Origin of the sequence: Candidatus Thalassolituus haligoni, assembly GCF_041222825.1 — a bacterium.
Lineage (GTDB): Bacteria > Pseudomonadota > Gammaproteobacteria > Pseudomonadales > Oceanobacteraceae > Oceanobacter > Oceanobacter antarcticus.
Genome location: NZ_CP139482.1, coordinates 155,001 through 175,864, shown reverse-complemented (window position 1 = coordinate 175,864; position 20,864 = coordinate 155,001). Strand labels below are relative to the sequence as shown.

Below are 20,864 nucleotides of genomic sequence, written 5' to 3'. Positions count from 1 at the left end.
CTATGCCGCGTTACTCGCCCAGCTTGCTCATCAGGGCTTTATAAGACTCTTCGGTCCACAGACCAGTGGCTGTCGGGCACGGTGGGCCAACCACATTGAGGAAATTCACCAGGCCATCCAGGTCGTGAATTTGTTCTCCGAATGCACGCTCAATCGAATCGGCCAGCAGGTCTTCAAAGGGTGTGTTATCACGGGTGCGAGCCTGATGGGGCTCCAGATACGGTGCTTTCATTTATTGTCCTCCATTCTGTACACGTTCGCGGATCATGGCGCGTACCGGTACAAAGTCATACGTCGGGTAACATTCGGTGCGGAATACGCCCCAGGCGGAGCGCTCCAGTTCTACGTTGATTTTGGGCAGTAAGGCCGGTGGCAATCGCAAGGTCACGATTTGCCCCAGGCCCATGGCCACGGTCCAGGAAACAACCTCTACCCCGGCCACTGGAAAACGTTCCCACCAGTCCATTTTTTTCATATGGCTCTGGATGTCTTCCAGGTTTTTTGACTGATCATGCTTCAGCAATACCGTCAGCAACATGGTGTCCTGTGCTGGCTGGGTATCCTGTGTCAGCTCCTGAGATTCACTATTCATGCTGTCACTTCTTCTGCAGTGCCTTGCAGGGGTACCGTCCAGGCGTCATAACCATAAACCCAGTCGGCACTGCCCGCGTTCTTGAGCCATTGGTTGGAGCGCGAACCGATCTGGATCTGGCGCGCACGATCCTGACGCACCGCCTGATACAGGTGTAAAGCCGCTGCTGCTTCGTCGCCGTTGCTGGCGTGCTCCAGCGCCCGCGCCAATACGATGGCGTCTTCAATCGCCTGACCGGCACCCTGGGCCATAAACGGCATCATCGGATGACAGGCATCGCCCAGCAGGGCAATCCGGCCTTTGCTCCAGTATTGCAGAGGGTCCCGTTCGTACAGGGCTGTTTTCAGCACGTCATCACAACGATCCAGCAAGGCCCGGGCCTGTGGATGAAAATGGGTGTAGTGGCTGCGTAATTCGCCACAGTCACCTGCGCCAGTCCAGCTTTCTTCCGTCCAGCTGTCTTGTGCGGTGGTGGCGAAGATAAAGATGTCCTTGCCCTGATTCAGCGGGAAAGTGACGATCTGGCTTTCCGGAGTTTCACCCCACCATTTGGTGAATGCCTGGATATCGGGCAGGTCTTGCAGCTGTTCTGCCGGCACGACCGCACGATAGGCAACCACACCGGTAAAGCGCGGCTGTTCGGCCCCAAACAAATAAGCACGAACCGCGGAGTGAATACCGTCGGCACCAATCACCACATCCAGTTCATCGCAGCGGCCGCTGGTGGTGGTTACACGCACACCGGCGCCGGGCAGTTCAGTGATTTGATCGATACGGGCGTTGAAGACGACATTCTGGATATCAAAGGCATCCGCCAGCGCCACCAACAGGTCGGCCCGGTGAATGGTCAGCTGTGGTGCGCCGTATTTGAGTTCGGCTTCATTCGACATCGCCAGTCGTGAGGTCTCTTTACCGCTGTCCCACATCCGGCTGATACGGTGGGTCGGACGTGCGGCAGTTTTGCGAATCGCGTCGTTCAGACCCAGGCCATCCAGTGCCTTGACGGCATTCGGGGTCAGGTTGATGTCAGCACCAATCCGCAAATACGCTTTTGATTGTTCGAAAACAGTGACCTCATGGCCCATGCGCTGCAATGCGATAGCAGCGGTCAAACCACCAATACCGCCACCTACCACACCAATTGATAATTTCGCCATGGAATACTCCTTACGGTTTGTCTCGGGCGGTAATAAACGTTTTGCTGGCCGCTTGCGGGCCATTGGCCTGACGCCGGGTATTGCCGTCGATGCCGCCGGAAATCGCCCATTCGGCGAACACGGTCGGGCCAGGCTCAAACTCGCGAGGCTGCCATTCAGCGGTCAGCAAGTCTTCGTCAGCGTAGTACTCCACCAGCGCACCGGCCGGATTGCGGAAGTACCAGAAAAAGGCCGATGAAATCGGGTGACGACCGGGGCCCAGTTCGGTATCCCATCCTAACCGTGACACATTCATGCCGCCGCCAAAGACTTCGTGCAGATCCCGTACCGTAAAGGCGACGTGGTTGAGTCCGGCGCGTGGTTCGGGCGGCTGCAGCAAAAAGATATTGTGGTGGCTGCCTTCCTCCGAGCAGCGCATAAAAGCGCCTTTGTTGGGGTAACGATCGGAAATCACAAAGCCGAAGGTATCCCGGTAAAACGCTTCGCAGGCGTTGACGTCCTTGACAAAAAACACCACGTGACCGACTTCGATCGGTGTTGCCTTGTCGTACACCGGGCTTGGTGTATTGATACGGCCGCGCTCACCCCAGGTGTTATGGCCGACACATTCCAGCGTTACCGCCCGTTTGCGGCTTTTTTGCAGTCGTACGCCCATGCCGTTCGGATCGAGACAGCCAACCCGCTCGGTGGTGGAGAAGAAACCGGGCTTGGTGACCATGCGTCCGGCGTACAGATCCAGATCGTCGTCCGACTCTACCCCCCAGACCACTTCACGCAGGGTCGGGCCTTCTTCAAACGCCGGAGGCAAGGATGGATCATCCTTGTGCTTGATTACGACCCGACAGCCGTTCAAGGTTTCGAACACCTGTTCGGTATCCGACTGACTCAGCAACGTCAGCCCCCAATCGCTGAAAAACTGCTGACACAAGGCCAGGTCTTCAACACCGAAGGTGATTTCATCAATTCCTAATACACTCATTCGTCTGTTCCTGCTCAGAGCTTGCTTTAATCAGGTTTGCACCCGATTCATGGCATCACAAAACCGCCGTTCACCGGCAGGGTCTGGCCGGTGATAAAACGGGCCATATCCGACAAGGCAAAAATCACTGCGCCACACACGTCTTCCGGCACTTGAGTCCGTTTTAATGGACGTTGCTGGCAATACAGGTCCTTGCGGTCTTGCGGTACATATTCGGTGGCTTCCACAGCGACCAGTCCCGGTGCGATAGCGTTGACGGTGATATTGTCGTCACCCAGTTCGGTCGCCAGCGTGCGGGTCATGGCCATCACAGCCCCTTTGCTGGCGGTATAGGCCAACAACTTGGGCGCACCCCAGATCGCGGTATCCGACGCCAGGTTCACAATCGCGCCCCGGCCACTGGCCCGCAGCGCCGGCAAACAGGCGTTGGTGACCAGCCAGCAGCCCCGGACATTGACTTCCATCACCCGGTTCCAGGTATCCATATCCAGCTCTTCGGTGGTTTTGCCACCGGAGTTGGTGATGGCGGCGTTATTGACCAGACCATCCAGACCACCCAGAACCTCTATCGCCTGTGAGACAGCGCTGGCGACAGCGTGCGGATCACGGACATCGATGCTGACGCCGGTGGCGTTCAGACCGGATGCCCGAAGATCAGCAGCGGAAGCCATGACCTGCGCTTCCAGAATGTCGGCCAGCACCACCTCGGCACCGGCCAGTGCCAATTGTTTGGCGAAGGCAAAACCAAGGCCTCGTGCGGCTCCGGTGACCAGTATCTTGCGACCATCCAGCAGTTGGTTAACCGTATTCATTGCTGCATCCATCCTTACGCGGTGGCCAGATTGGCTTTCGGCATGTAATGCAGTACCCGCTTCTCTGCGAACACCACCGCGGCGTATGCCACGATGCCAATCACGGTCAGGCCCACAATGGCGACAAAGACCCCAGCGGTATTACCCTGCCCTTCGGAATCCACCAGCAAGTAGCCCAGTCCCAGGTTGCCGCCGACCAATTCACCAACGGTGACGCCAATCACCGCCAGAGTGGAGGCAATACGCAGGCCGGAGAACAGGGCTGGCATCGCGGATGGAAATTCCACCAGCCGGAAGATTTGCCAGCGGCTGGCGTTCATGATGCGAATCAGATTGACCATGTCCGGGTCAACGGCACGGACCGCCGACAAGACATTGATCATGACCGGGAAGAACACGATCAGTACGGCAACCAGGATTTTCGGGTAGATGGTGTAGCCCAGCCACATCACAAACAGCGGAGCAAAGGCCACTTTCGGGGCAATCTGCAGCGCCAGAATGTACGGTGACAACATGGCTTCCGCGGTTGGCGACAAGCCCAGAGCCACACCGATTGCCAATCCGAGGAATGCCCCGATACCAAAGCCGAGCAGTACTTCTGCGGCGGTAATCAAGGTATGTTTGAGCAGTTCACTGTGTTGCCACATGATGAAAAACTCATGCCATACATTGCTTAGGCTGGGTAGCACGTATTCCGGCATACCCATGGCCGCAGGACCCCACTCCCAGCTTGCCAAAAACACCAACAGGATCGCGATGCTGCCAGCAATGGTTCGGTAATTCATGATTAGGTCTCCCGGTGTACGTTGGTATTACAGATTGTTATGTTTTTCAGGTGCCCGAAGGTGCGGCTTGACTGACTGAGATGTCACCGTGCCGCCAGGGCGTGCGTTTCTGGCGAACTCGTTGGTGAACAGGTCTTGCAGCGGTACTTCACGCTTGACGATGCCTTCGTCGAGGTAGAACCGGGCAACACCCGCCAAACGGCTTTCGTCAATCAGGCCAGGCATTAACTGGTTTTTGTAAACCCGCTCGTTAAACAGCATAAAGGCACGTTCAAGGTAGCTTTCCCGGCCTTTGAATGACGGCACGGCAGCAGCAAAATCAATCGCGGCTTGCTTCGGATCGACCATGATGTCGCGCATGCCTTTCAGCGTCGCAGTCACTACGCCCTGCACCACGTCAGGATGATTCTTGATCGCATCATCCGAGGCCAGAATGGCCTGAGCCATGCTGTCGAACATATTGGCTTCGTCGACCAGGCTGGCACTGCGACCGCCATCACGAGCAGAAACCACCCAATCCGGCGCACCGGCCATGGCATCCGCCTTACCTGCTGCAAACAGCTTCCAGACACCGGCAGGGCCTGCCGCCTGAATGTCCAGATCGGTCTTGCTGAGGCCGGCTTTTTTCAGCGTCGCCAGCAAGGCGTAATAAGTCGTGTCGGAATAAGACATCACGGTCACGGTTTTGCCTTTCAAATCAGCCACGCTCTTGATACCGGCATCATCACCAGTCGCCAATACCGTCAGGCTGCCTGCACCCAATACCGCTACGGCCTTGACCGGAATACCATTGGCACGCACGATCAGTGGCGTATCACCAATAGCACCCCCCACCATGGCGTTACCGGTACCAATCTGCTTGGCAACGTCCACACCACCACGGGCGGTGACAAAATTCACTTTCAGATTTTCACTCTCGAAGTAACCCTTGTATTGGGCCAGGGTCCAGGGGGCAAATGCCGGCAAAGTAGGTGGAGCTGGCATCAAATAGGTAATTTCCTTCAGTTCTGCCTGAGAGAAGGCAGACCAGATTATGGCCGCGCTGGCCATCGTGACTCTGGCGAGGTTTTTGCTAAACAGCTTCATCGTATGCTCCTGTGGGTACAGTCGGTCAGTGTCTTGCGGTATTCGGGTTATTGCTCAGAGAGTTATGGCTCTCAGTGCATGGCGTCTTCATCACCCACATGCAGCAGCTCCATCAAGCGACCGATCAACGGACCAGTACCCGCCAGTTTGCGCCGTTCGAGAGGATTGTTGCGGTGAGGAAGGTCAACGGTGATTTCTTCGATAATGGTGCCGGGACGGCTGCTCATCACCAGAATGCGGTCCGACAGCGCAACGGCTTCGGCCAGATCGTGGGTAATAAACAGAGCGGTTTTCTGTTCGTTATAAAGAGTGTTGGCCAGATCCTGCTGCAGCACCATTTTGGTCTGGGCATCCAGCGCCGAGAAAGGTTCATCCAGAAACAGTACATCCGGTTTCATCGCCAGAGTACGGGCCAATGCCGCCCGCTGACGCATACCGCCAGATAGCTGGAAGGGGTAATGTTTTTCAAAACCGGCCAGATGGCATTTATGCAGCATTTCCTGGGCAACAGCTTGACGCTCGGCCTTGGGAACCCGCGCGATTTCCATGCCGACTTCCACGTTTTTCTGAATGGTACGCCACGGCATCAGCAAATCTTTTTGCAGCATAAAGGCTACCCGTTTGACCGGGCCTTTGACTTCCTGCCCGGCAACCATCACGGTACCCGTGGTGGCTGAGTACAATCCGCTGCCCATGTTCAGCAGCGTGCTCTTGCCGCAGCCAGATGGCCCGATCAGTGAAACGACTTCGCCTTTACGAATCGAAAAGGTCAGATCCTTGACCACTGCAGGCGCATCTTTCTGGCCTTTTTGTGCAAACGCCTTGCTGACACCGCGAAACTCAATTTCAACCCGTTTTGAATGGTTCGAGCTATCAGAACCAGCCGCCACAGTGGACTCTCCGCTTGCGGATTCATTGACGACATACACAGGGCTGGTTGAGGTCATTGGTAGTACCCTTTGTTTCAGATATGAATTATTGATTTATATATGAAATTATAATGCAGATATAATGCCAGCCCGTCAAGATCCTTGGGTAACAGTCTAAAAAATAGTACAAATTTCTTTGTTTTCAATAAGTTATATAATCAAGACGAGTGCATCCAAGTTATCCGGCCAGACTCCTGATGGGTAGCCAGGTAACCATTTCAGCTCAATGTGTCGAGACGACACACTAATTTCGCGCACTCAAGGGGTGCTCGCACCAATAGTGAGCAGGTATTTGCCATATCCGCGCCATGGCCTGCCCGGAGCACTCGTCATACGGCAAACAGGCAAAAAAAAGCCCCGCATCTGCGAGGCCTGATCTGTTCTACATCCTTGATTCAGTATTCAAGCGCTCGTCGGCCCCTGGTATAACCCAGCAGGCGGGACAGCTCATCGGCGTTATTACGCACCAGCTTCACCAGCGGCTGCAGTTGGTCATCGATATGACCAGAAGGAATGGTCGCTCCCAATGCCGCAACCACTTTGCCGGTACTATCCCGTACCGGTGCCGCAATGGTGGAAATGCTGGATTCGAAAAACCCTTCACTCAGCGCGTAACCGCGCTGCATGTCTTGCTGCACCATGGCATGCAAATCGGGCACGGTGCGCGGTGTACTGTCAGAATAGCCAGGTAACTGCTCCTCCGGGTACAGCTCGTGCAATTCCGCCAGACTCAGATCTTCCAGCAGGATACGCCCCAACACCGTCGCATGAGCCGGCAGACGAGTCCCCACGTTGACCGAGCTGGCCAAAATCGTAGGTGGCGTCACCTTGGCAACATACACAATCGAGCGTTCATCCCTCACCACCAGGTTACAACTGTAGCCTATTTCCTGACTCAGGCGATTCAGTATTGGCTGACCCAGCTCCGTCAACTCCAGCGATGCCAGATATTCAAAGCCCAACCGTAACACCGCCATACCCAAACGGTATTCATTCCCGTGACGCGTCACAAAGCCCATGCTTTCCAGTGTTGCCAGCAGCCGGAAAACGGTGGTGCGTGGCAAGTCCAGCCGTTTGGCCAACTCTGGTGCCGTCAGCAAGGTATTCTGGCGGTTAAATTCCAGCAGCAGCTTCAGCCCACGTTCAAGGCCCGGTACCACATACCGCTCCAGGCCTTCTGATTTTTCACTCATGGTTTGCTCCGTATGCACTGTTCGATACCTGCCATCCTGCTGGCGGCACGACTCCGGGTCTGGAAATTCTCACAGCGAGACAAAGCTTGTCAAACCGATATATGCCGCAGCGGTGGTAATCCTGCGGAAAACAGGACGATTTATTCCATTCAATCGCCCAAAGGCCGATTTTGATGAGAAAAGCAGCAATCTCAACAATTTTACTCGTTCAGTAATTGACCTGAGGCCGTTTGACACTTAGTTTTATTTTAAATACAAAACACTGTTTCTTATATGAAACTTAAACAACCGGCACCCGAGGGAAAATCTGCATGAAACAGACTCTAACTGCTCTGACTGGCGCTTGTGTCCTGGCTCTTTCGACCCAGGCCATTGCAGACACCAAACCACCCCATGTCTACGGCACCATCAGTGCACGCGTCGTTGATTTCAGTGATACCAACTTCATTGGTCAGGATGTCGACGCCACACCGACCCTGTACGAAGGCATCGTCGGCCTCAAGGGCATGCACTTCCTGAGCAACGGCATGAAGCTGGCCTATCAGTTTGAAGCTGATTTTGCTCCGATTGCAGAAGCCGACGGTACCGAGAGTAAATACTACGGCTCCACATCAACCGAAGACCCCATTTTCATTCGCTACGCCGGTGCAGCCCTGATCACAAAATACGGTCTGTTTGCCTTCGGTGACGCCATGTCCGGGGTGTATTCTGAATTCTACGCCCCGGTCGATGTATTCGAAGTGAATACCCAAGACAGTACTCCAACCGGTGCTCCCAACGGTTCCCGCATGTGGACTCAAACCAAATGGTCAAAAGACGGGTTGGTCTATAAAACCCCGGTATGGAACCATATGTTTGCCAAGGTGGTATACGCCTCCATCGGGAATGAATCCGGTGAAGCAGATGACCTGAAGATCATTCACGGTGTGTACAAGGACAAGGCATTCATGTTTGGTGTCAACCTGTCAGTCTATGACAAGACATTGGCCGGAGCCGCCAACGGTGAAGATGATCGCAAGCGTTGGGTTGTAGCGTCTCACTACAATTGGGACAGCTTCAGCCTGGCTGGCGTGTATGAAAAGAACATCGCACTCGGCAGCGCCGGTGCTGATTTCGACGTCAAAGCCGTTACCGGCACCTACACGAATGGGGCGTTCAGTGCGTCCGCATCCTGGCAAAATCGCGAAACGCCAAGTGCTGGAGCACTTACGGAAGACACCGCAAAGCTGGCCAAGGTGAGTTATCAACTGGATCCAATGATGGAGTTGTGGCTGGAAGCAGGCAAGTACAGCGAATCAGACAACGACAACATCGGTGTTGGTACCAAAGTAAAATTCTGATTGGCCGTCATCTGCCAAAAAGAGGTGAATCGCAGGGAAGCGATTCACTGGCCATCAATCTAACTCCCCCCGGTCACTGATGGCCAAGTGCAGCAATGCAGAACCGGTTGCTGCAGGGCTGGTTATCCTTCGTTTCCAGACCTTCATCGTTTGCGTGTGATCGCTAGTCTGCGGTCCTCGCCTTTTTTTGCCCGTCTCCCAGAAACTCACGAATCGCCCGAAGCTGATCTCTCGCCATTAATGCTGGCGCATGGCCAATCCCCGGGAATTCCACCAGCGTCACGTTTGCCTGGGCGGCCATGGTGCGCGCTGTTTCCGCTAGCAGCAGATCAGAATCACCACCACGAATCAGCAGTGTATCGATCCTGACGTTTTGCCAGATGGCTGACAAATCAACATCGGTCAGTGGAACCCCAGAAAATGCTTCAGCAATCGCAGGGTCGTATCGCAACCGGTAACGACCGGCGTGAGGCTCGGCGCTGTAACGCGCCAGATGTTGCCACTGGTCATCGGTGAGCGGGCCAAACGAACTGGCAATGTCGCGCAGGTAGACTTCTACCGCTGCCAGATCGGCAAACTCAGTGCCCTTGCCGACATAGCCGGACAGGCGTTCCAGCGATGCCTTGGGAATAAAAAAGCCGACGTCATTAATCACCAGCTTGCGCAGCGGACAAACCGGTTGGGCGGCCAGCATCATGCCGATCAGGCCACCCATAGAGGTGCCCACCCAGTCGAATTCTGTCACCTGGTATTTCAGCGCCAGGTGCTGCAGGCATTGCTGCAGCTGGCCGACATACAGCGGATAGCCGTAAAGCTCAGGGTTCTGGAGCCGTTCACTGTCGCCTCGGCCGGCCACATCCGGGCAAATAACCCGGTAATGTTCGGTGAGCGCTTGTGCCAGCACGTCAAAGTCACGTGCGTTACGGGTAAGCCCGTGTACGCACACCAGCAGTGGAGCATGTGGACGAGCAGACGGCCAGAACAGGTAGCTGCCCTGGTGTGGGCCTTCGGCGGTCTGGTATTGGTAGAAACAACATTGGGCTTGCTGACTCATAAGAACTTCCTCGCCATGACTGTCAGCAACCCGGAGGCAAGACTATTGCTGAGTACCGGAAGCTGCTGGCAGCGGGTTTTTTATCAATAATGGACTGATGTTGTTACTGACCAGGATATCCTGCGCCTTGTTCAATTTTGAGCGATTGGAAAAGGGGCCGACAAACACCCGATACCAGGTGCCACTGTTAATACTGGCTTCAACCGAGTAGGCATTCATGCCCAGTAACAGCAGGTTGGCCCGCATTTCATCGGCATCATCACCATTACGGAAAGAGCCGACCTGAAGCAAGTACTCATAGTTGACGGTGGCATCTTTTGGGGTCGAGACATAGGCGTCGACTTCCGGCGCATCTACTTTCTGCTGTTCCAGCAAACGATAAAAATCATAGGCTGGTTTGCCCGCTTCTCGCAGCGCCTGGTTTTTCACAGTATCTGCAACGCTGGCTTTTGCCCGCTCGATACCCTGTTGCAATGCCTGGCGGGCATCGCCCTTGACCGCTCCCAGCTCGTCACTGGCAGGCAGGGTACTGAGATAAATGACAAATCCGGCAAAGGCGATGGCCAGTGTTGGCGTGGTGATCCATACCCAACCGGGAATACGACTGGAACTGTCGGACATAAACCTTTCATCCTGATAAATGGTTGATGGCGGCAGGCAGCTTCACCCACCGCGGTGACAAGTGGCTTTACATCACGTCCGGAGCGCTCACACCCAACAAATACAATCCGTTGGCAATCACCTGGCGGACAGCTTCTGCCAGAGTCAGACGACCGTTACGCAAACCATCGTCGTCCACCAGGGTTTTTTCGGAGTTGTAATAGGTGTGAAAATCCGCCGCCAGATCCTTGAGGTAGTTAGCAATCTGATGCGGCTCGTTGGCAGCACCTGCCACCTTGACCACTTCCGGAAAGCGCCCCAACTTCACGATCAGTTCTTTCTCGGAATCCAGCTGCAGGTGCTCCAGAGCTGCCAGACCGATTGCCGCATCCCAGCTCAGTCCCGATTCCGCCAGCTTGCGGAAAATGGAACAGACGCGGGCATGGGCATATTGAATATAGTACACCGGGTTATCCGATGACTGTTCACGCGCCAAGTCGATATCAAAGGTCAGCTGACTATCCGCTTTGCGCGCCGCGAGGAAATAACGGGTGGCGTCACGACCTACTTCGTCAATCAGATCACGCAGGGTGACGTAGCTACCGGCGCGTTTGGAGATTTTCACCTCTTCGCCACCACGCATTACGGTAACCATCTGGTGTAACACATAGTCAGGCCAGCCTTGGGGAATACCCACAGCCAGCGCCTGCAAACCGGCCCGCACGCGAGTGATGGTACTGTGATGATCAGCTCCCTGTTCATTCACGACCCGTTCAAAACCGCGCTGCCATTTATCCAGGTGATAGGCCACATCCGGTACAAAGTAGGTAAAACCACCGTCAGACTTGCGCATCACACGATCTTTATCGTCGCCGAACTCGGTGGTTTTCAGCCACAGGGCACCGCCATCCTCATAGGTGTAACCACTAGCCATCAGGCGTTGTACCACGTCGTCGACCTTGCCTTCACTGTACAGCGAGGATTCCAGAAAATAGACATCAAAATCAACTGCGAAGGCTTTCAGATCCAGATCCTGCTCACGGCGCAAATACGCCACCGCGAAATGCCGAATGGCGTCAAGATCATCCACGTCTTTGGCACCGGTGTAACTCTGGTCAGCAGACTCTACTGTGACTCCAGCCATATAATCGTTCGCCAGATCAACAATATAGTCGCCACGGTAGCCGTTCTCTGGCCAACCGGCGTCGTCCGGTGTCATCCCCTTGCAACGTGCTTGTACCGACAGCGCCAGATTGCTGATCTGGGCACCGGCATCGTTGTAATAAAACTCGCGGGTCACTTCCCAGCCGTTGGCATCCAGCAACCGACAGATACAGTCGCCGACCGCTGCACCACGGCCATGGCCAATATGCAGCGGCCCGGTCGGGTTGGCCGACACAAACTCGACCTGTACCTTTTTACCGGCACCGGAATCATTCCGGCCATAACGGGCACCGGCATCCAGCACGGCCTTGACCAGATGACTGGTTGACGCCTGGCTGAGGTAAAAATTGATAAATCCGGGGCCTGCGATTTCAACCTTCTCGATCAGCGCCGTGGCGGGTAGTGCATCCACCAGTAACTGCGCCAGCTCACGGGGTTTTTTGCCCGCTGACTTGGCCAGGGTCAAGGCCAGATTCGTTGCCAGGTCTCCGTGCGCCTTGTCACGGGTGTTATCGATCTGGATACGCGCCTCGTATTCGGCAGGTAACACCTGTTGTTCTTTCAGACAAGAAATGGCGACGGACAGCAGCTCGGCAATTTGCGGTTTCATAAGCAGGGGATCAGATTGGTATCGATTGACAGGAAAGGAACCTGAGTATCTCAAATTCAGCGCTCCGGGTGAAGGATAGGGCTGCACCCAGTACAAAAACCCGATGATTTGTTCAGTGACTAAAACGCACCGTCAGAATACATCCGATCAAGTGACCGCCGTTTTCCGTCCGTTTTCTCTGGAAGCCGCCACCAAAAGAAGTTATCCATCTATCTATTCACACACTTATCCACACATCGATCGCGCCATTGCAATTTGTTATCCACATCACAGAACGTCAAGGGACACCGGTCATTGTTTACCCTCCAACGAACATAAAAGATGTGCTTTTCCTGACAAGCAGCCGAAGGATTCGTGAAACACTCTATAACTCGATGATTTGTTAATATTTTTTTGGTCTTTAGAGAATCTTTGGCATGAAATCACAAAGGTTGTTTTTTGAACAACTCAACCAACCTCTAACAACGACAGGGGAGTCCGCTGGTTACCCCAAAGTTATCCCAGCTTTTATCCACAGAAACATGGGATAAGTCCACCTTATTCACACCTGCGGATTTCCCTACTACTCAGCAACAAGATGACACCAATCGTTCGCCAAGATCACTGCGTTGTGAGCGGCCTTTTGCTAAACTACGTGCCTTTCACGCATCCGGGCAGCGCTTGTCGCCAACCCGAAGCGCATAAAATAGCCGTACTGCCAGCCGCTGCGGCAGGATCTACGAATAAAGAGAGAGACACCATGCCTGAGTACCGCTCCAAGACCTCAACCGCAGGTCGTAATATGGCGGGTGCCCGTGCCCTGTGGCGCGCCACCGGAATGAAAGACGACGATTTCCATAAGCCGATCATCGCCGTCGCCAACTCTTTTACCCAGTTTGTTCCGGGCCATGTACATCTGAAGGACATGGGGCAGCTGGTCGCGCGTGAAATCGAAAAAGCCGGTGGTGTCGCCAAAGAGTTCAACACCATTGCCGTGGATGACGGTATCGCCATGGGGCACGACGGCATGCTCTACAGTTTGCCCAGCCGCGAAATCATTGCCGATTCGGTCGAATATATGGTCAATGCCCACTGTGCCGACGCGCTGGTGTGTATCTCCAACTGCGACAAAATCACACCGGGAATGCTGATGGCGGCGTTGCGCCTGAATATTCCGGTAGTGTTTGTCTCTGGCGGTCCGATGGAAGCCGGTAAAACCAAGCTGTCGGAACACAAGCTGGATCTGGTTGATGCCATGGTCATCGCCGCCGATGATTCGGCCTCCGATGAAAAAGTCGCCGAATACGAACGCAGCGCCTGCCCAACCTGTGGTTCCTGCTCTGGAATGTTCACCGCCAACTCCATGAACTGCCTGACCGAAGCCATTGGTCTGTCGTTGCCTGGTAACGGTACGGTACTGGCGACTCACTCTGACCGTGAAGAGTTGTTCCTCGAAGCGGCGCGTCTGATCGTGAAAAATTCCAAGCGTTATTATGAAGAAAACGATAAATCGGTGCTGCCGCGTTCCATCGCCGGCTTTAAAGCGTTCGAGAATGCCATCACGCTGGATATCGTCATGGGTGGTTCAACCAATACCATTCTGCATCTGCTGGCGGCGGCCCAGGAAGCCGAAGTGGACTTCGATCTGAAAGACATCGACCGTATGTCCCGTGTCGTGCCGCAGCTGTGTAAAGTGGCGCCGAACTCACCGAAATACCATATCGAAGATGTCCACCGGGCCGGTGGCATTATGGGTATCCTGGGCGAAATCGAACGCGCCGGTCTGCTGCACGCCGACCTGCCCACCGTACACAGCGCGACCATGCTTGAGGCGCTGGATAAGTGGGATATCATGCGCAATCCGACGCCAGAAGTGCTGGAGTTTTATAAAGCAGGTCCGGCCGGAATTCCGACCCAGACCGCGTTCAGCCAGAGCACCCGCTGGCCAACGCTGGATGGTGATCGCGCCAACGGCTGTATTCGTAATCTCGAAAACGCCTACTCCACAGAAGGTGGGCTGGCGGTTCTGTACGGCAATATCGCCCTCGACGGCTGCGTGGTAAAAACCGCTGGTGTTGATGATTCCATTCTGTTGTTTAACGGCAAGGCGAAAATTTTTGAGTCTCAGGACAGCGCGGTAAAAGGCATTCTGGCCGACGAAGTGGTCGCCGGTGATGTCGTCATCATCCGCTACGAAGGTCCGAAAGGCGGTCCCGGCATGCAAGAAATGCTGTACCCGACCTCTTACCTTAAATCAAAAGGATTGGGCAAAGACTGTGCACTGCTGACGGATGGTCGCTTCTCCGGTGGCACCTCCGGTCTGTCGATTGGTCATGCCTCTCCGGAAGCCGCTGCCGGCGGTGCGATTGGTCTGCTGCAAGATGGCGATCCGATTACCATCGACATTCCGAACCGTACGATTAACGTGATGATCGATGACGCCGAACTGGCTGCCCGTCGCACAGCGCAGGATGCCAACGGCTGGAAACCGGTGGAGCAGCGTCCACGTAAAGTCAGCACGGCACTGAAGGTATATGCCAAGTTCGCTACCAGCGCCGATAAAGGTGCCGTGCGCGACAAATCGTTACTCGATTAACGCCAGAAATTGAGAACCCGTCAGACGATAGCCAGTCTGATCTTTCAGCACACTGACGTGTGACCTGAAAGCGGCGCTGTTTCACCGTCAGTGAGACAGCGCTTTTTTTTGCACTAACAGGATCTCTATATGTTCTCCATGCTCCGGCATAGCACTTTCCTGCCTATTCTGCTGGCCCTGCTGCTGGCATCAGGCTGTGCCAGCAAACATATCGCTAACGAAGAAGCCTTCGACGACCTCGCTGCACGCAAGGCAGAAGCCTTTACCGGCGATACGGATTCCGCACTCGACAAGGCGGAAGATGCGTTGATCACGGCGAGAAATGAAAATATTGCCCTGTATTCTCCGCTGCACTGGCAACAGATGAACGAGTCCATCAAAACGGCACGTAAGGATGACCTGGCCGGAAAAAACCAACAAGCTATCGAAGCCGCCGCCTGGACGCTAACACTGTTTGAAAGCGCTATGACCAACAAACAGAAAGTTGAAGACAGGCTATCGGTACTACTGGTGCAGAAACAGACACTGGAAGAAATCAAGGCCAACAAGGTATTACCAGCCGCCTATCAGAAGCAGTTCGAGCAAATCAAAGCGTTGGCACAACGTATTGAAGCGGGCCGCGATGGCAATATGAACGACGATATTAGTGATCTGCTTGAAGACATGCAGGCATTGGAGCGTGACACCATGCTCGAGCTGCACTGGCGTCCCGCCCGAAAAACCCTTGATAAGGCCGAAGATGAAGGTGTCGATGACTTTGCCGCCGATACCTTTCGGGCAGCAGAAAAGCTAACTGAAGAAGCCAGAGATACTATCAGTGACCAATACCCCAATCGGGTTTTGTCGGAACAGATCGGCAAACGGGCACTGCGAGCGGCACAACATGCGCTTTATATCGGCCGTGAAGCCGAAAAAATCATCAATATGGATATCGATGACGCAGAGCAGGCTGCTCTGCGCTTCGAGGATTACCTGCATCAGTTAGCCGAAGCGCTTAACGCTGGCGACCTTCGCAATATGGCCTTTATCGATCAGACTCTGGCACTGGTACAGAAAGCCAACGAACTGTCAGTTAATATCAAGGCTCCGCTGGAAAAGAGAATCCAGGAACTCACCAGCCGTCTGCATACGTTGGAATCTGAGGCGTCGGTACCAGTACCAGCCACCTCAAAACCAAAACTCTCGCAACCCTGACAGCTGTCAGCCCGTCGTCATTGGCAGGATGATACTGCTGCCATCCGGTTGCGGTTGAAACAGCAACCGCTGATGGAATTCAGCCGGAATTTCATCAGCGTGGTGAGTGACATACAGCATCGTCATACGCTGCTGACTCACCAAACGATTGATAAACGCCAAGACCATCTGACGACTGATATCATCCAGCCCCTGACAGGGTTCATCCAGAATCAGCAAAGCCGGTTGCTTGATCAGCGCCCGACCAATCAGCACCAGTCGCTGTTCACCGTATGACAGGTGCTGCAGACTCTGGTTGGCCTTATGCCGAAGTCCCAGAATATCCAGCCACTGCAACGCCAGCTTTTTGTCATCATCCCGCACGGCTTTATACAAACCGATACTGTCATGCAGGCCGGAAACCAGGGCACTGATGACATTGGTTGAAGCCCGGTATTGCCACTGCAACGAGGCAGATACCAGGCCGATATGCTTCTTTATATCCCAGATACTTTCACCCGAGCCACGCTGGATACCAAACAGCCGCAAGTTATTGCGGTAGCACTGCGGGTTATCCCCCGTCAACATTTGTAACAAACTGGTTTTGCCACAACCATTAGGCCCCTGAACCGCCCAGTGCTGGCCCGGTGTAATTGTCCAGTCCAACTGATCAAACAGCACGCGATCGTCGTAACCAATATTACCCTGGGTCAGACAAACAAGAGGTTCATCTTCTGCGAGGATCAGTGGTGGAGCTGGCGGCGGCGGTAACTCGGGCAACTCACTGTCAAAATGGATCAGGGCGTTAACCTCAGGCCGAGCCAGTACTTCTTGCCGAACACCTTGCGCCATAAGTTCAGCATTGTGCATAAACGCCACATGCGTTATCCAGTCCGGTAATTCATCCAGTCGATTGGCGACCCAGACAATGCGGATCCCTTTCGCTGCCAGATCATCCAGCCACTCCCTGATGTAGTCACGGCTGTTCGCATCCAAACCTTCATACGGCTCATCCAACACCAGTAAGTCGTGCTGCTGACGCAGCCGGTTAACCCACAAAACCTTGCGACTTTCACCCGTCGACAAGGATCTGAAGCCCTGGTCGAGTAAATGGCGAATTCCCAAACCATCAATAAGATCCGCGACATCCTCCAGCGGTGAAATCAGATCACGTACCAGCGTTCCCTTGTAGGCCATGTCCGTAAGGTCACTTTCATCCACCTTGCGCTCGTGTTCAATCAGCTCGGCCTGAGCCTCCAGAGAGACATAAGCGACATTATCCCGCAGTGATTGTATGGTGCCATGACTCAGCTTGACCCGCCCTCCCAACAGACAGGACAGAACCGTTTTCCCGCTGCCGTTAGTTCCGGTAATCGCCCAGAACTGACCTTCGTCAATCTGCCACTGATCAACAACCAGATAACGGCCATCGTGGAGCTTTGCGCGTATTGCTTCGAACTTCATCTGTTATCAACCCGGCGGCCAGTTCAGTGGACGACCACCGATGACGTGCATATGCAAATGAAAAACCGATTGACCCGCATCTGCACCGTTGTTAATAACCAATCGGAATTTATCTCCGAGACCTTCAGCCTCGGCCACCTGATTAGCAGTCAGCAGCATATGCCCAAGCAACGCCTTATCTTCAACGTTAGCATCGCACAGCCGGGGAATGGGTTTACGGGGAATAATCAGAATATGAGTGGGCGCTGCCGGGTAAAGATCGCGAAAAGCCAGCACCAGATCATCTTCATAAACAATGTTGGCCGGGATCTCACCGCGCGCTATTTTGCCAAAAATAGTGTCTTCAGACATAGTGTCCTCCTGTCATTATCGGACACCTTACTGTACAGCCCGGCCTCTCTTCAATCCATCATCAGTCGTCGTCGACGGATACCACCTTGTTACGACCACTCAGTTTCGCGCGGTAGAGGCATTCATCCGCCACCGAAAACATTTGCTCAGCAGAACCACCGCTGGTCGTGCAAATACCGATGCTGACCGTAATCCGCAACAAATCGCCATCTTCGACATCAATAAGCAGCCCTTCAATGTGCCGTCGAAAGCCATCCATCAAGGCCGATGCCCGGCTGGAGTTTATACCGGGCATCAATATCGCAAACTCTTCACCCCCAACTCTGGCCGATAACAGCTGGGAGAAGGTCTGCAATAATTCAGCTGATAATGTTTTCAAAACAATATCACCCGCCTGATGACCAAATTCATCATTGGTTTTCTTAAAAAAGTCGATATCGAGCAGCGCCATGCTGTTTTTTACATTATTGTATTTATCCAGTCGTTCATCAGCTTCTTTGGAAAAATAACGGCGATTAAACATGCCCGTCAGATAATCCTTGGATGCCTGCTCCTGTAGCTGAATGAAAGCTTCTGTCGCCAACGTACTATTGGTAATACGGCAGGTAAATTCCTGATGATCAAATGGCTTTGGCAAAAAATCATCCGCACCGGACTTGATAAAATCTACCGTCAGCTGCTCACGCCCGCAGTTAACACCAGAGATAGCAATAATACCTATCGGTCGTCCGCTGTATTTGTAACGTACCATCTGAACCAGCTCCAGACCATTCATGCCCGGAAGTTCATGCTCGACTACCATGATTCTGATTTCCGGGTTCTCTCCCAGATGCTCCAAAGCCTCTTCTGCGCTACTGGCTTCAATAATCGGATAACGATGGGTTTCCAGCATTCTGATCATGGTATTTCTGCAAACTTTTGAGTCGTCGACCACGAGAACAGGAAATAAGTGGTTGCGCTCGAGTCGCTCAAGCATCTTCACCGCATACAGGTACCAATAGCGTCCATCCTTGGTTACATAATCAGCAATACCGGATTGCAAAAACCGCTGCCGCGTTTCTTCATTGTTACTGGCAGTCAGCACGACACATGGGACACCAGCAGTCACGATAGCATCCACGGCTTCGCCGTTCGGTGCATCAGGCAAACACACATCAACCAGCGCAGCAGCTAGCGTCTGTCGATGTTGCTTCAAAAGATAGAGAGCATCCTGCAATGTCGATGCATAAACAACATGATCGCCAAGAGATTGCCGAATGATATGTTTGAGTATTTTGCTGACGACAGGGTCGTCTTCAACAACCAGATAAGTTGCCACTGCTGTTCCCCGTAACACGTACAAAGAAAGTGTAGTCAAGAATAAGACGTTGACGACAAAGGGACGTTTTTTTGTCGTCGATTGCCTTAATTCATGACGCCTTTCCAAGCAGTAGGCAGGTTGAGAAGTATTCACGACTAACACCGAGCTGATATTTATGCGAATTCAAAATACAAAAAAGCCTGGCAGAATAATCTACCAGGCCTTTGGTTTCAGGGTACTGTTCAGCACATTGGTTTTACAGCGAACGTAAAAAACCCCGCCCTGCAGCGCAGGACGGGGTGTTCTATTTAAGAGCTTGACGATGACCTACTCTCACATGGGGAGACCCCACACTACCATCGGCGATGCTGCGTTTCACTTCTGAGTTCGGGATGGATTCAGGTGGTTCCACAGCTCTATTGTCGTCAAGCAAACTGTTATGGTGTTGTCTGTCTGAAGGGGATCGGTCGATCGACCCGGCAGAGTTTCACCAAATAGGGTTGGATACATGAGTTTTTTGAGAGATTCATAATAGAGGCAGCAGTTGCCTGGTGTTTCCGTCTGTTATAACAGCCCGGTTTGGGTGTTATATGGTCAAGCCTCACGGGCAATTAGTATCAGTTAGCTCAACGCCTCGCAACGCTTACACACCTGACCTATCAACCTGGTGGTCTTCCAGGGCCCTACAGGGAACTCAAGGTTCCAGTGAGATCTCATCTTGAAGGAGGCTTCACGCTTAGATGCTTTCAGCGTTTATCCCGTCCGAACGTAGCTACCCGGCAATGCATCTGGCGATACAACCGGAACACCAGAGGTTCGTCCACTCCGGTCCTCTCGTACTAGGAGCAGCTCTTCTCAAATCTCAAACGCCCACGGCAGATAGGGACCGAACTGTCTCACGACGTTCTAAACCCAGCTCGCGTACCACTTTAAATGGCGAACAGCCATACCCTTGGGACCGGCTTCAGCCCCAGGATGTGATGAGCCGACATCGAGGTGCCAAACACCGCCGTCGATGTGAACTCTTGGGCGGTATCAGCCTGTTATCCCCGGAGTACCTTTTATCCGTTGAGCGATGGCCCTTCCATACAGAACCACCGGATCACTATGACCTACTTTCGTACCTGCTCGACGTGTCTGTCTCGCAGTTAAGCCGGCTTGTGCCATTACACTAACCTCCTGATGTCCGACCAGGATTAGCCGACCTTCGTGCTCCTCCGTTACTCTTTGGGAGGAGACCGCCCCAGTCAAACTACCCACCACACAGTGTCCTCGATCCAGATAATGGACCTGAGTTAGAACCCCAAATTGACCAGGCTGGTATTTCAAGATTGGCTCCACGACAACTAGCGTCATCGCTTCAAAGCCTCCCAGCTATCCTACACAAGCCAATTCAAAGTTCACTGTGAAGCTGTAGTAAAGGTTCACGGGGTCTTTCCGTCTAGCCGCGGGTATACGGCATCTTAACCGCAATTTCAATTTCACTGAGTCTCGGGTGGAGACAGTGTGACCATCATTACGCCATTCGTGCAGGTCGGAACTTACCCGACAAGGAATTTCGCTACCTTAGGACCGTTATAGTTACGGCCGCCGTTTACCGGGGCTTCGATCAAGAGCTTCTCGTGAGATAACCCCATCAATTAACCTTCCGGCACCGGGCAGGCGTCACACCCTATACGTCCACTTTCGTGTTTGCAGAG

At 53.6% G+C, this 20,864-nt stretch carries 18 protein-coding genes and 2 rRNA genes (1 of these 20 only partly in view); 3 read left to right on the top strand and 17 right to left on the bottom strand.

All coding sequences use genetic code 11. The annotated features are described in order from the left end of the window. Nucleotides 1–10 precede the first annotated feature (10 nt). From SOJ49_RS00830 to SOJ49_RS00790, 9 genes are all read right to left on the bottom strand, one after another. A complete protein-coding gene (locus tag SOJ49_RS00830) occupies nucleotides 11–232 on the bottom strand; it encodes a recombinase-like helix-turn-helix domain-containing protein (protein WP_369856342.1) in 222 nt (73 codons plus the stop codon). Beyond that, nucleotides 233–592 carry a hypothetical protein gene (locus tag SOJ49_RS00825; protein WP_303433951.1) on the bottom strand — a complete coding sequence of 120 codons (360 nt, stop codon included), beginning with the start codon at nucleotides 590–592 and terminating at the stop codon, nucleotides 233–235. After that, on the bottom strand, nucleotides 589–1,749 hold the full coding sequence (locus SOJ49_RS00820; protein WP_369856341.1) for an FAD-dependent monooxygenase: 1,161 nt from the start codon (nucleotides 1,747–1,749) through the stop codon (nucleotides 589–591). The genes SOJ49_RS00825 and SOJ49_RS00820 overlap by 4 nt, the downstream gene beginning before the upstream one ends. Before the next feature lie 10 nt (nucleotides 1,750–1,759). Further along, nucleotides 1,760–2,728 carry a VOC family protein gene (locus tag SOJ49_RS00815; protein ID WP_369856340.1) on the bottom strand — a complete coding sequence of 323 codons (969 nt, stop codon included), beginning with the start codon at nucleotides 2,726–2,728 and terminating at the stop codon, nucleotides 1,760–1,762. A gap of 47 nt (nucleotides 2,729–2,775) precedes the next feature. Continuing rightward, nucleotides 2,776–3,540, bottom strand: coding sequence for an SDR family oxidoreductase (locus SOJ49_RS00810; RefSeq protein WP_305413881.1), 765 nt, complete (start codon nucleotides 3,538–3,540; stop codon nucleotides 2,776–2,778). Between the two features lie 14 nt (nucleotides 3,541–3,554). Beyond that, nucleotides 3,555–4,325, bottom strand: a complete 771-nt coding sequence (locus SOJ49_RS00805) for an ABC transporter permease (RefSeq protein WP_303433955.1) — start codon at nucleotides 4,323–4,325, stop codon at nucleotides 3,555–3,557. Nucleotides 4,326–4,352: 27 nt separating this feature from the next. Next, entirely contained in the window at nucleotides 4,353–5,411 is a 1,059-nt protein-coding gene (locus SOJ49_RS00800) for an ABC transporter substrate-binding protein (RefSeq protein ID WP_369856339.1), read from the bottom strand. A gap of 71 nt (nucleotides 5,412–5,482) precedes the next feature. After that, on the bottom strand, nucleotides 5,483–6,358 hold the full coding sequence (locus SOJ49_RS00795; protein ID WP_369856338.1) for an ABC transporter ATP-binding protein: 876 nt from the start codon (nucleotides 6,356–6,358) through the stop codon (nucleotides 5,483–5,485). A gap of 377 nt (nucleotides 6,359–6,735) precedes the next feature. Continuing rightward, a complete protein-coding gene (locus SOJ49_RS00790; RefSeq protein WP_303433958.1) occupies nucleotides 6,736–7,533 on the bottom strand; it encodes an IclR family transcriptional regulator in 798 nt (265 codons plus the stop codon). A gap of 311 nt (nucleotides 7,534–7,844) precedes the next feature. Here SOJ49_RS00790 and SOJ49_RS00785 point away from each other — a divergent pair, with 311 nt between their 5' ends. Then, on the top strand, nucleotides 7,845–8,873 hold the full coding sequence (locus tag SOJ49_RS00785) for a porin (protein ID WP_369856337.1): 1,029 nt from the start codon (nucleotides 7,845–7,847) through the stop codon (nucleotides 8,871–8,873). A gap of 163 nt (nucleotides 8,874–9,036) precedes the next feature. Here SOJ49_RS00785 and SOJ49_RS00780 read toward each other — a convergent pair whose 3' ends face one another. The 3 genes from SOJ49_RS00780 to argS all read right to left on the bottom strand — a co-directional run bounded on the left by SOJ49_RS00780 (nucleotide 9,037) and on the right by argS (nucleotide 12,301). Continuing rightward, nucleotides 9,037–9,927: an alpha/beta fold hydrolase gene (locus SOJ49_RS00780; protein ID WP_369856336.1), complete on the bottom strand. Its 891-nt coding sequence runs from the start codon at nucleotides 9,925–9,927 to the stop codon at nucleotides 9,037–9,039. Between the two features lie 42 nt (nucleotides 9,928–9,969). After that, nucleotides 9,970–10,548, bottom strand: a complete 579-nt coding sequence (locus SOJ49_RS00775) for an SPOR domain-containing protein (protein ID WP_369856335.1) — start codon at nucleotides 10,546–10,548, stop codon at nucleotides 9,970–9,972. A 67-nt stretch (nucleotides 10,549–10,615) separates the two neighbouring features. Continuing rightward, nucleotides 10,616–12,301, bottom strand: a complete 1,686-nt coding sequence (argS, locus tag SOJ49_RS00770; RefSeq protein WP_369856334.1) for an arginine--tRNA ligase — start codon at nucleotides 12,299–12,301, stop codon at nucleotides 10,616–10,618. A gap of 739 nt (nucleotides 12,302–13,040) precedes the next feature. Here argS and ilvD point away from each other — a divergent pair. After that, the gene (ilvD, locus tag SOJ49_RS00765) at nucleotides 13,041–14,876 is read left to right on the top strand and encodes a dihydroxy-acid dehydratase (RefSeq protein WP_369856333.1); all 1,836 of its coding nucleotides are present in this window, start codon (nucleotides 13,041–13,043) and stop codon (nucleotides 14,874–14,876) included. Nucleotides 14,877–15,005: 129 nt separating this feature from the next. Continuing rightward, nucleotides 15,006–16,070: a hypothetical protein gene (locus SOJ49_RS00760; protein ID WP_369856332.1), complete on the top strand. Its 1,065-nt coding sequence runs from the start codon at nucleotides 15,006–15,008 to the stop codon at nucleotides 16,068–16,070. Between the two features lie 6 nt (nucleotides 16,071–16,076). On the opposite strand, the gene modF is transcribed toward SOJ49_RS00760, so the two are convergent. From modF to SOJ49_RS00735, 5 genes are all read right to left on the bottom strand, one after another. Beyond that, nucleotides 16,077–17,513, bottom strand: coding sequence for a molybdate ABC transporter ATP-binding protein ModF (gene modF / locus SOJ49_RS00755; protein WP_369856331.1), 1,437 nt, complete (start codon nucleotides 17,511–17,513; stop codon nucleotides 16,077–16,079). Between the two features lie 6 nt (nucleotides 17,514–17,519). Further along, the gene (locus tag SOJ49_RS00750; protein WP_369856330.1) at nucleotides 17,520–17,864 is read right to left on the bottom strand and encodes a histidine triad nucleotide-binding protein; all 345 of its coding nucleotides are present in this window, start codon (nucleotides 17,862–17,864) and stop codon (nucleotides 17,520–17,522) included. 61 nt (nucleotides 17,865–17,925) lie between these two features. Then, nucleotides 17,926–19,317 (bottom strand): diguanylate cyclase, encoded by a 1,392-nt coding sequence (locus tag SOJ49_RS00745; protein WP_369856329.1) that lies wholly within the window; start codon nucleotides 19,315–19,317, stop codon nucleotides 17,926–17,928. A 161-nt stretch (nucleotides 19,318–19,478) separates the two neighbouring features. After that, nucleotides 19,479–19,594 (bottom strand): 5S ribosomal RNA (gene rrf, locus SOJ49_RS00740). 160 nt (nucleotides 19,595–19,754) lie between these two features. After that, a 23S ribosomal RNA gene (locus tag SOJ49_RS00735) occupies nucleotides 19,755–20,864 on the bottom strand; it runs 1,776 nt beyond the window's last position.

Excerpts from the sequence above, each read along its gene's own strand:
- SOJ49_RS00810 (WP_305413881.1), bottom strand. The coding sequence starts at position 3,540 with ATGAATACGGTTAACCAACTGCTGGATGGTCGCAAGATACTGGTCACC.
- SOJ49_RS00805 (WP_303433955.1), bottom strand. The coding sequence starts at position 4,325 with ATGAATTACCGAACCATTGCTGGCAGCATCGCGATCCTGTTGGTGTTT.
- SOJ49_RS00775 (WP_369856335.1), bottom strand. The coding sequence starts at position 10,548 with ATGTCCGACAGTTCCAGTCGTATTCCCGGTTGGGTATGGATCACCACG.
- SOJ49_RS00790 (WP_303433958.1), bottom strand. The coding sequence starts at position 7,533 with ATGAGTGAAAAATCAGAAGGCCTGGAGCGGTATGTGGTACCGGGCCTT.
- SOJ49_RS00750 (WP_369856330.1), bottom strand. The coding sequence starts at position 17,864 with ATGTCTGAAGACACTATTTTTGGCAAAATAGCGCGCGGTGAGATCCCG.
- SOJ49_RS00800 (WP_369856339.1), bottom strand. The coding sequence starts at position 5,411 with ATGAAGCTGTTTAGCAAAAACCTCGCCAGAGTCACGATGGCCAGCGCG.
- SOJ49_RS00815 (WP_369856340.1), bottom strand. The coding sequence starts at position 2,728 with ATGAGTGTATTAGGAATTGATGAAATCACCTTCGGTGTTGAAGACCTG.
- SOJ49_RS00785 (WP_369856337.1), top strand. The coding sequence starts at position 7,845 with ATGAAACAGACTCTAACTGCTCTGACTGGCGCTTGTGTCCTGGCTCTT.
- SOJ49_RS00795 (WP_369856338.1), bottom strand. The coding sequence starts at position 6,358 with ATGACCTCAACCAGCCCTGTGTATGTCGTCAATGAATCCGCAAGCGGA.
- modF (WP_369856331.1), bottom strand. The coding sequence starts at position 17,513 with ATGAAGTTCGAAGCAATACGCGCAAAGCTCCACGATGGCCGTTATCTG.
- SOJ49_RS00830 (WP_369856342.1), bottom strand. The coding sequence starts at position 232 with ATGAAAGCACCGTATCTGGAGCCCCATCAGGCTCGCACCCGTGATAAC.
- SOJ49_RS00760 (WP_369856332.1), top strand. The coding sequence starts at position 15,006 with ATGTTCTCCATGCTCCGGCATAGCACTTTCCTGCCTATTCTGCTGGCC.
- argS (WP_369856334.1), bottom strand. The coding sequence starts at position 12,301 with ATGAAACCGCAAATTGCCGAGCTGCTGTCCGTCGCCATTTCTTGTCTG.
- SOJ49_RS00820 (WP_369856341.1), bottom strand. The coding sequence starts at position 1,749 with ATGGCGAAATTATCAATTGGTGTGGTAGGTGGCGGTATTGGTGGTTTG.
- SOJ49_RS00825 (WP_303433951.1), bottom strand. The coding sequence starts at position 592 with ATGAATAGTGAATCTCAGGAGCTGACACAGGATACCCAGCCAGCACAG.
- ilvD (WP_369856333.1), top strand. The coding sequence starts at position 13,041 with ATGCCTGAGTACCGCTCCAAGACCTCAACCGCAGGTCGTAATATGGCG.
- SOJ49_RS00780 (WP_369856336.1), bottom strand. The coding sequence starts at position 9,927 with ATGAGTCAGCAAGCCCAATGTTGTTTCTACCAATACCAGACCGCCGAA.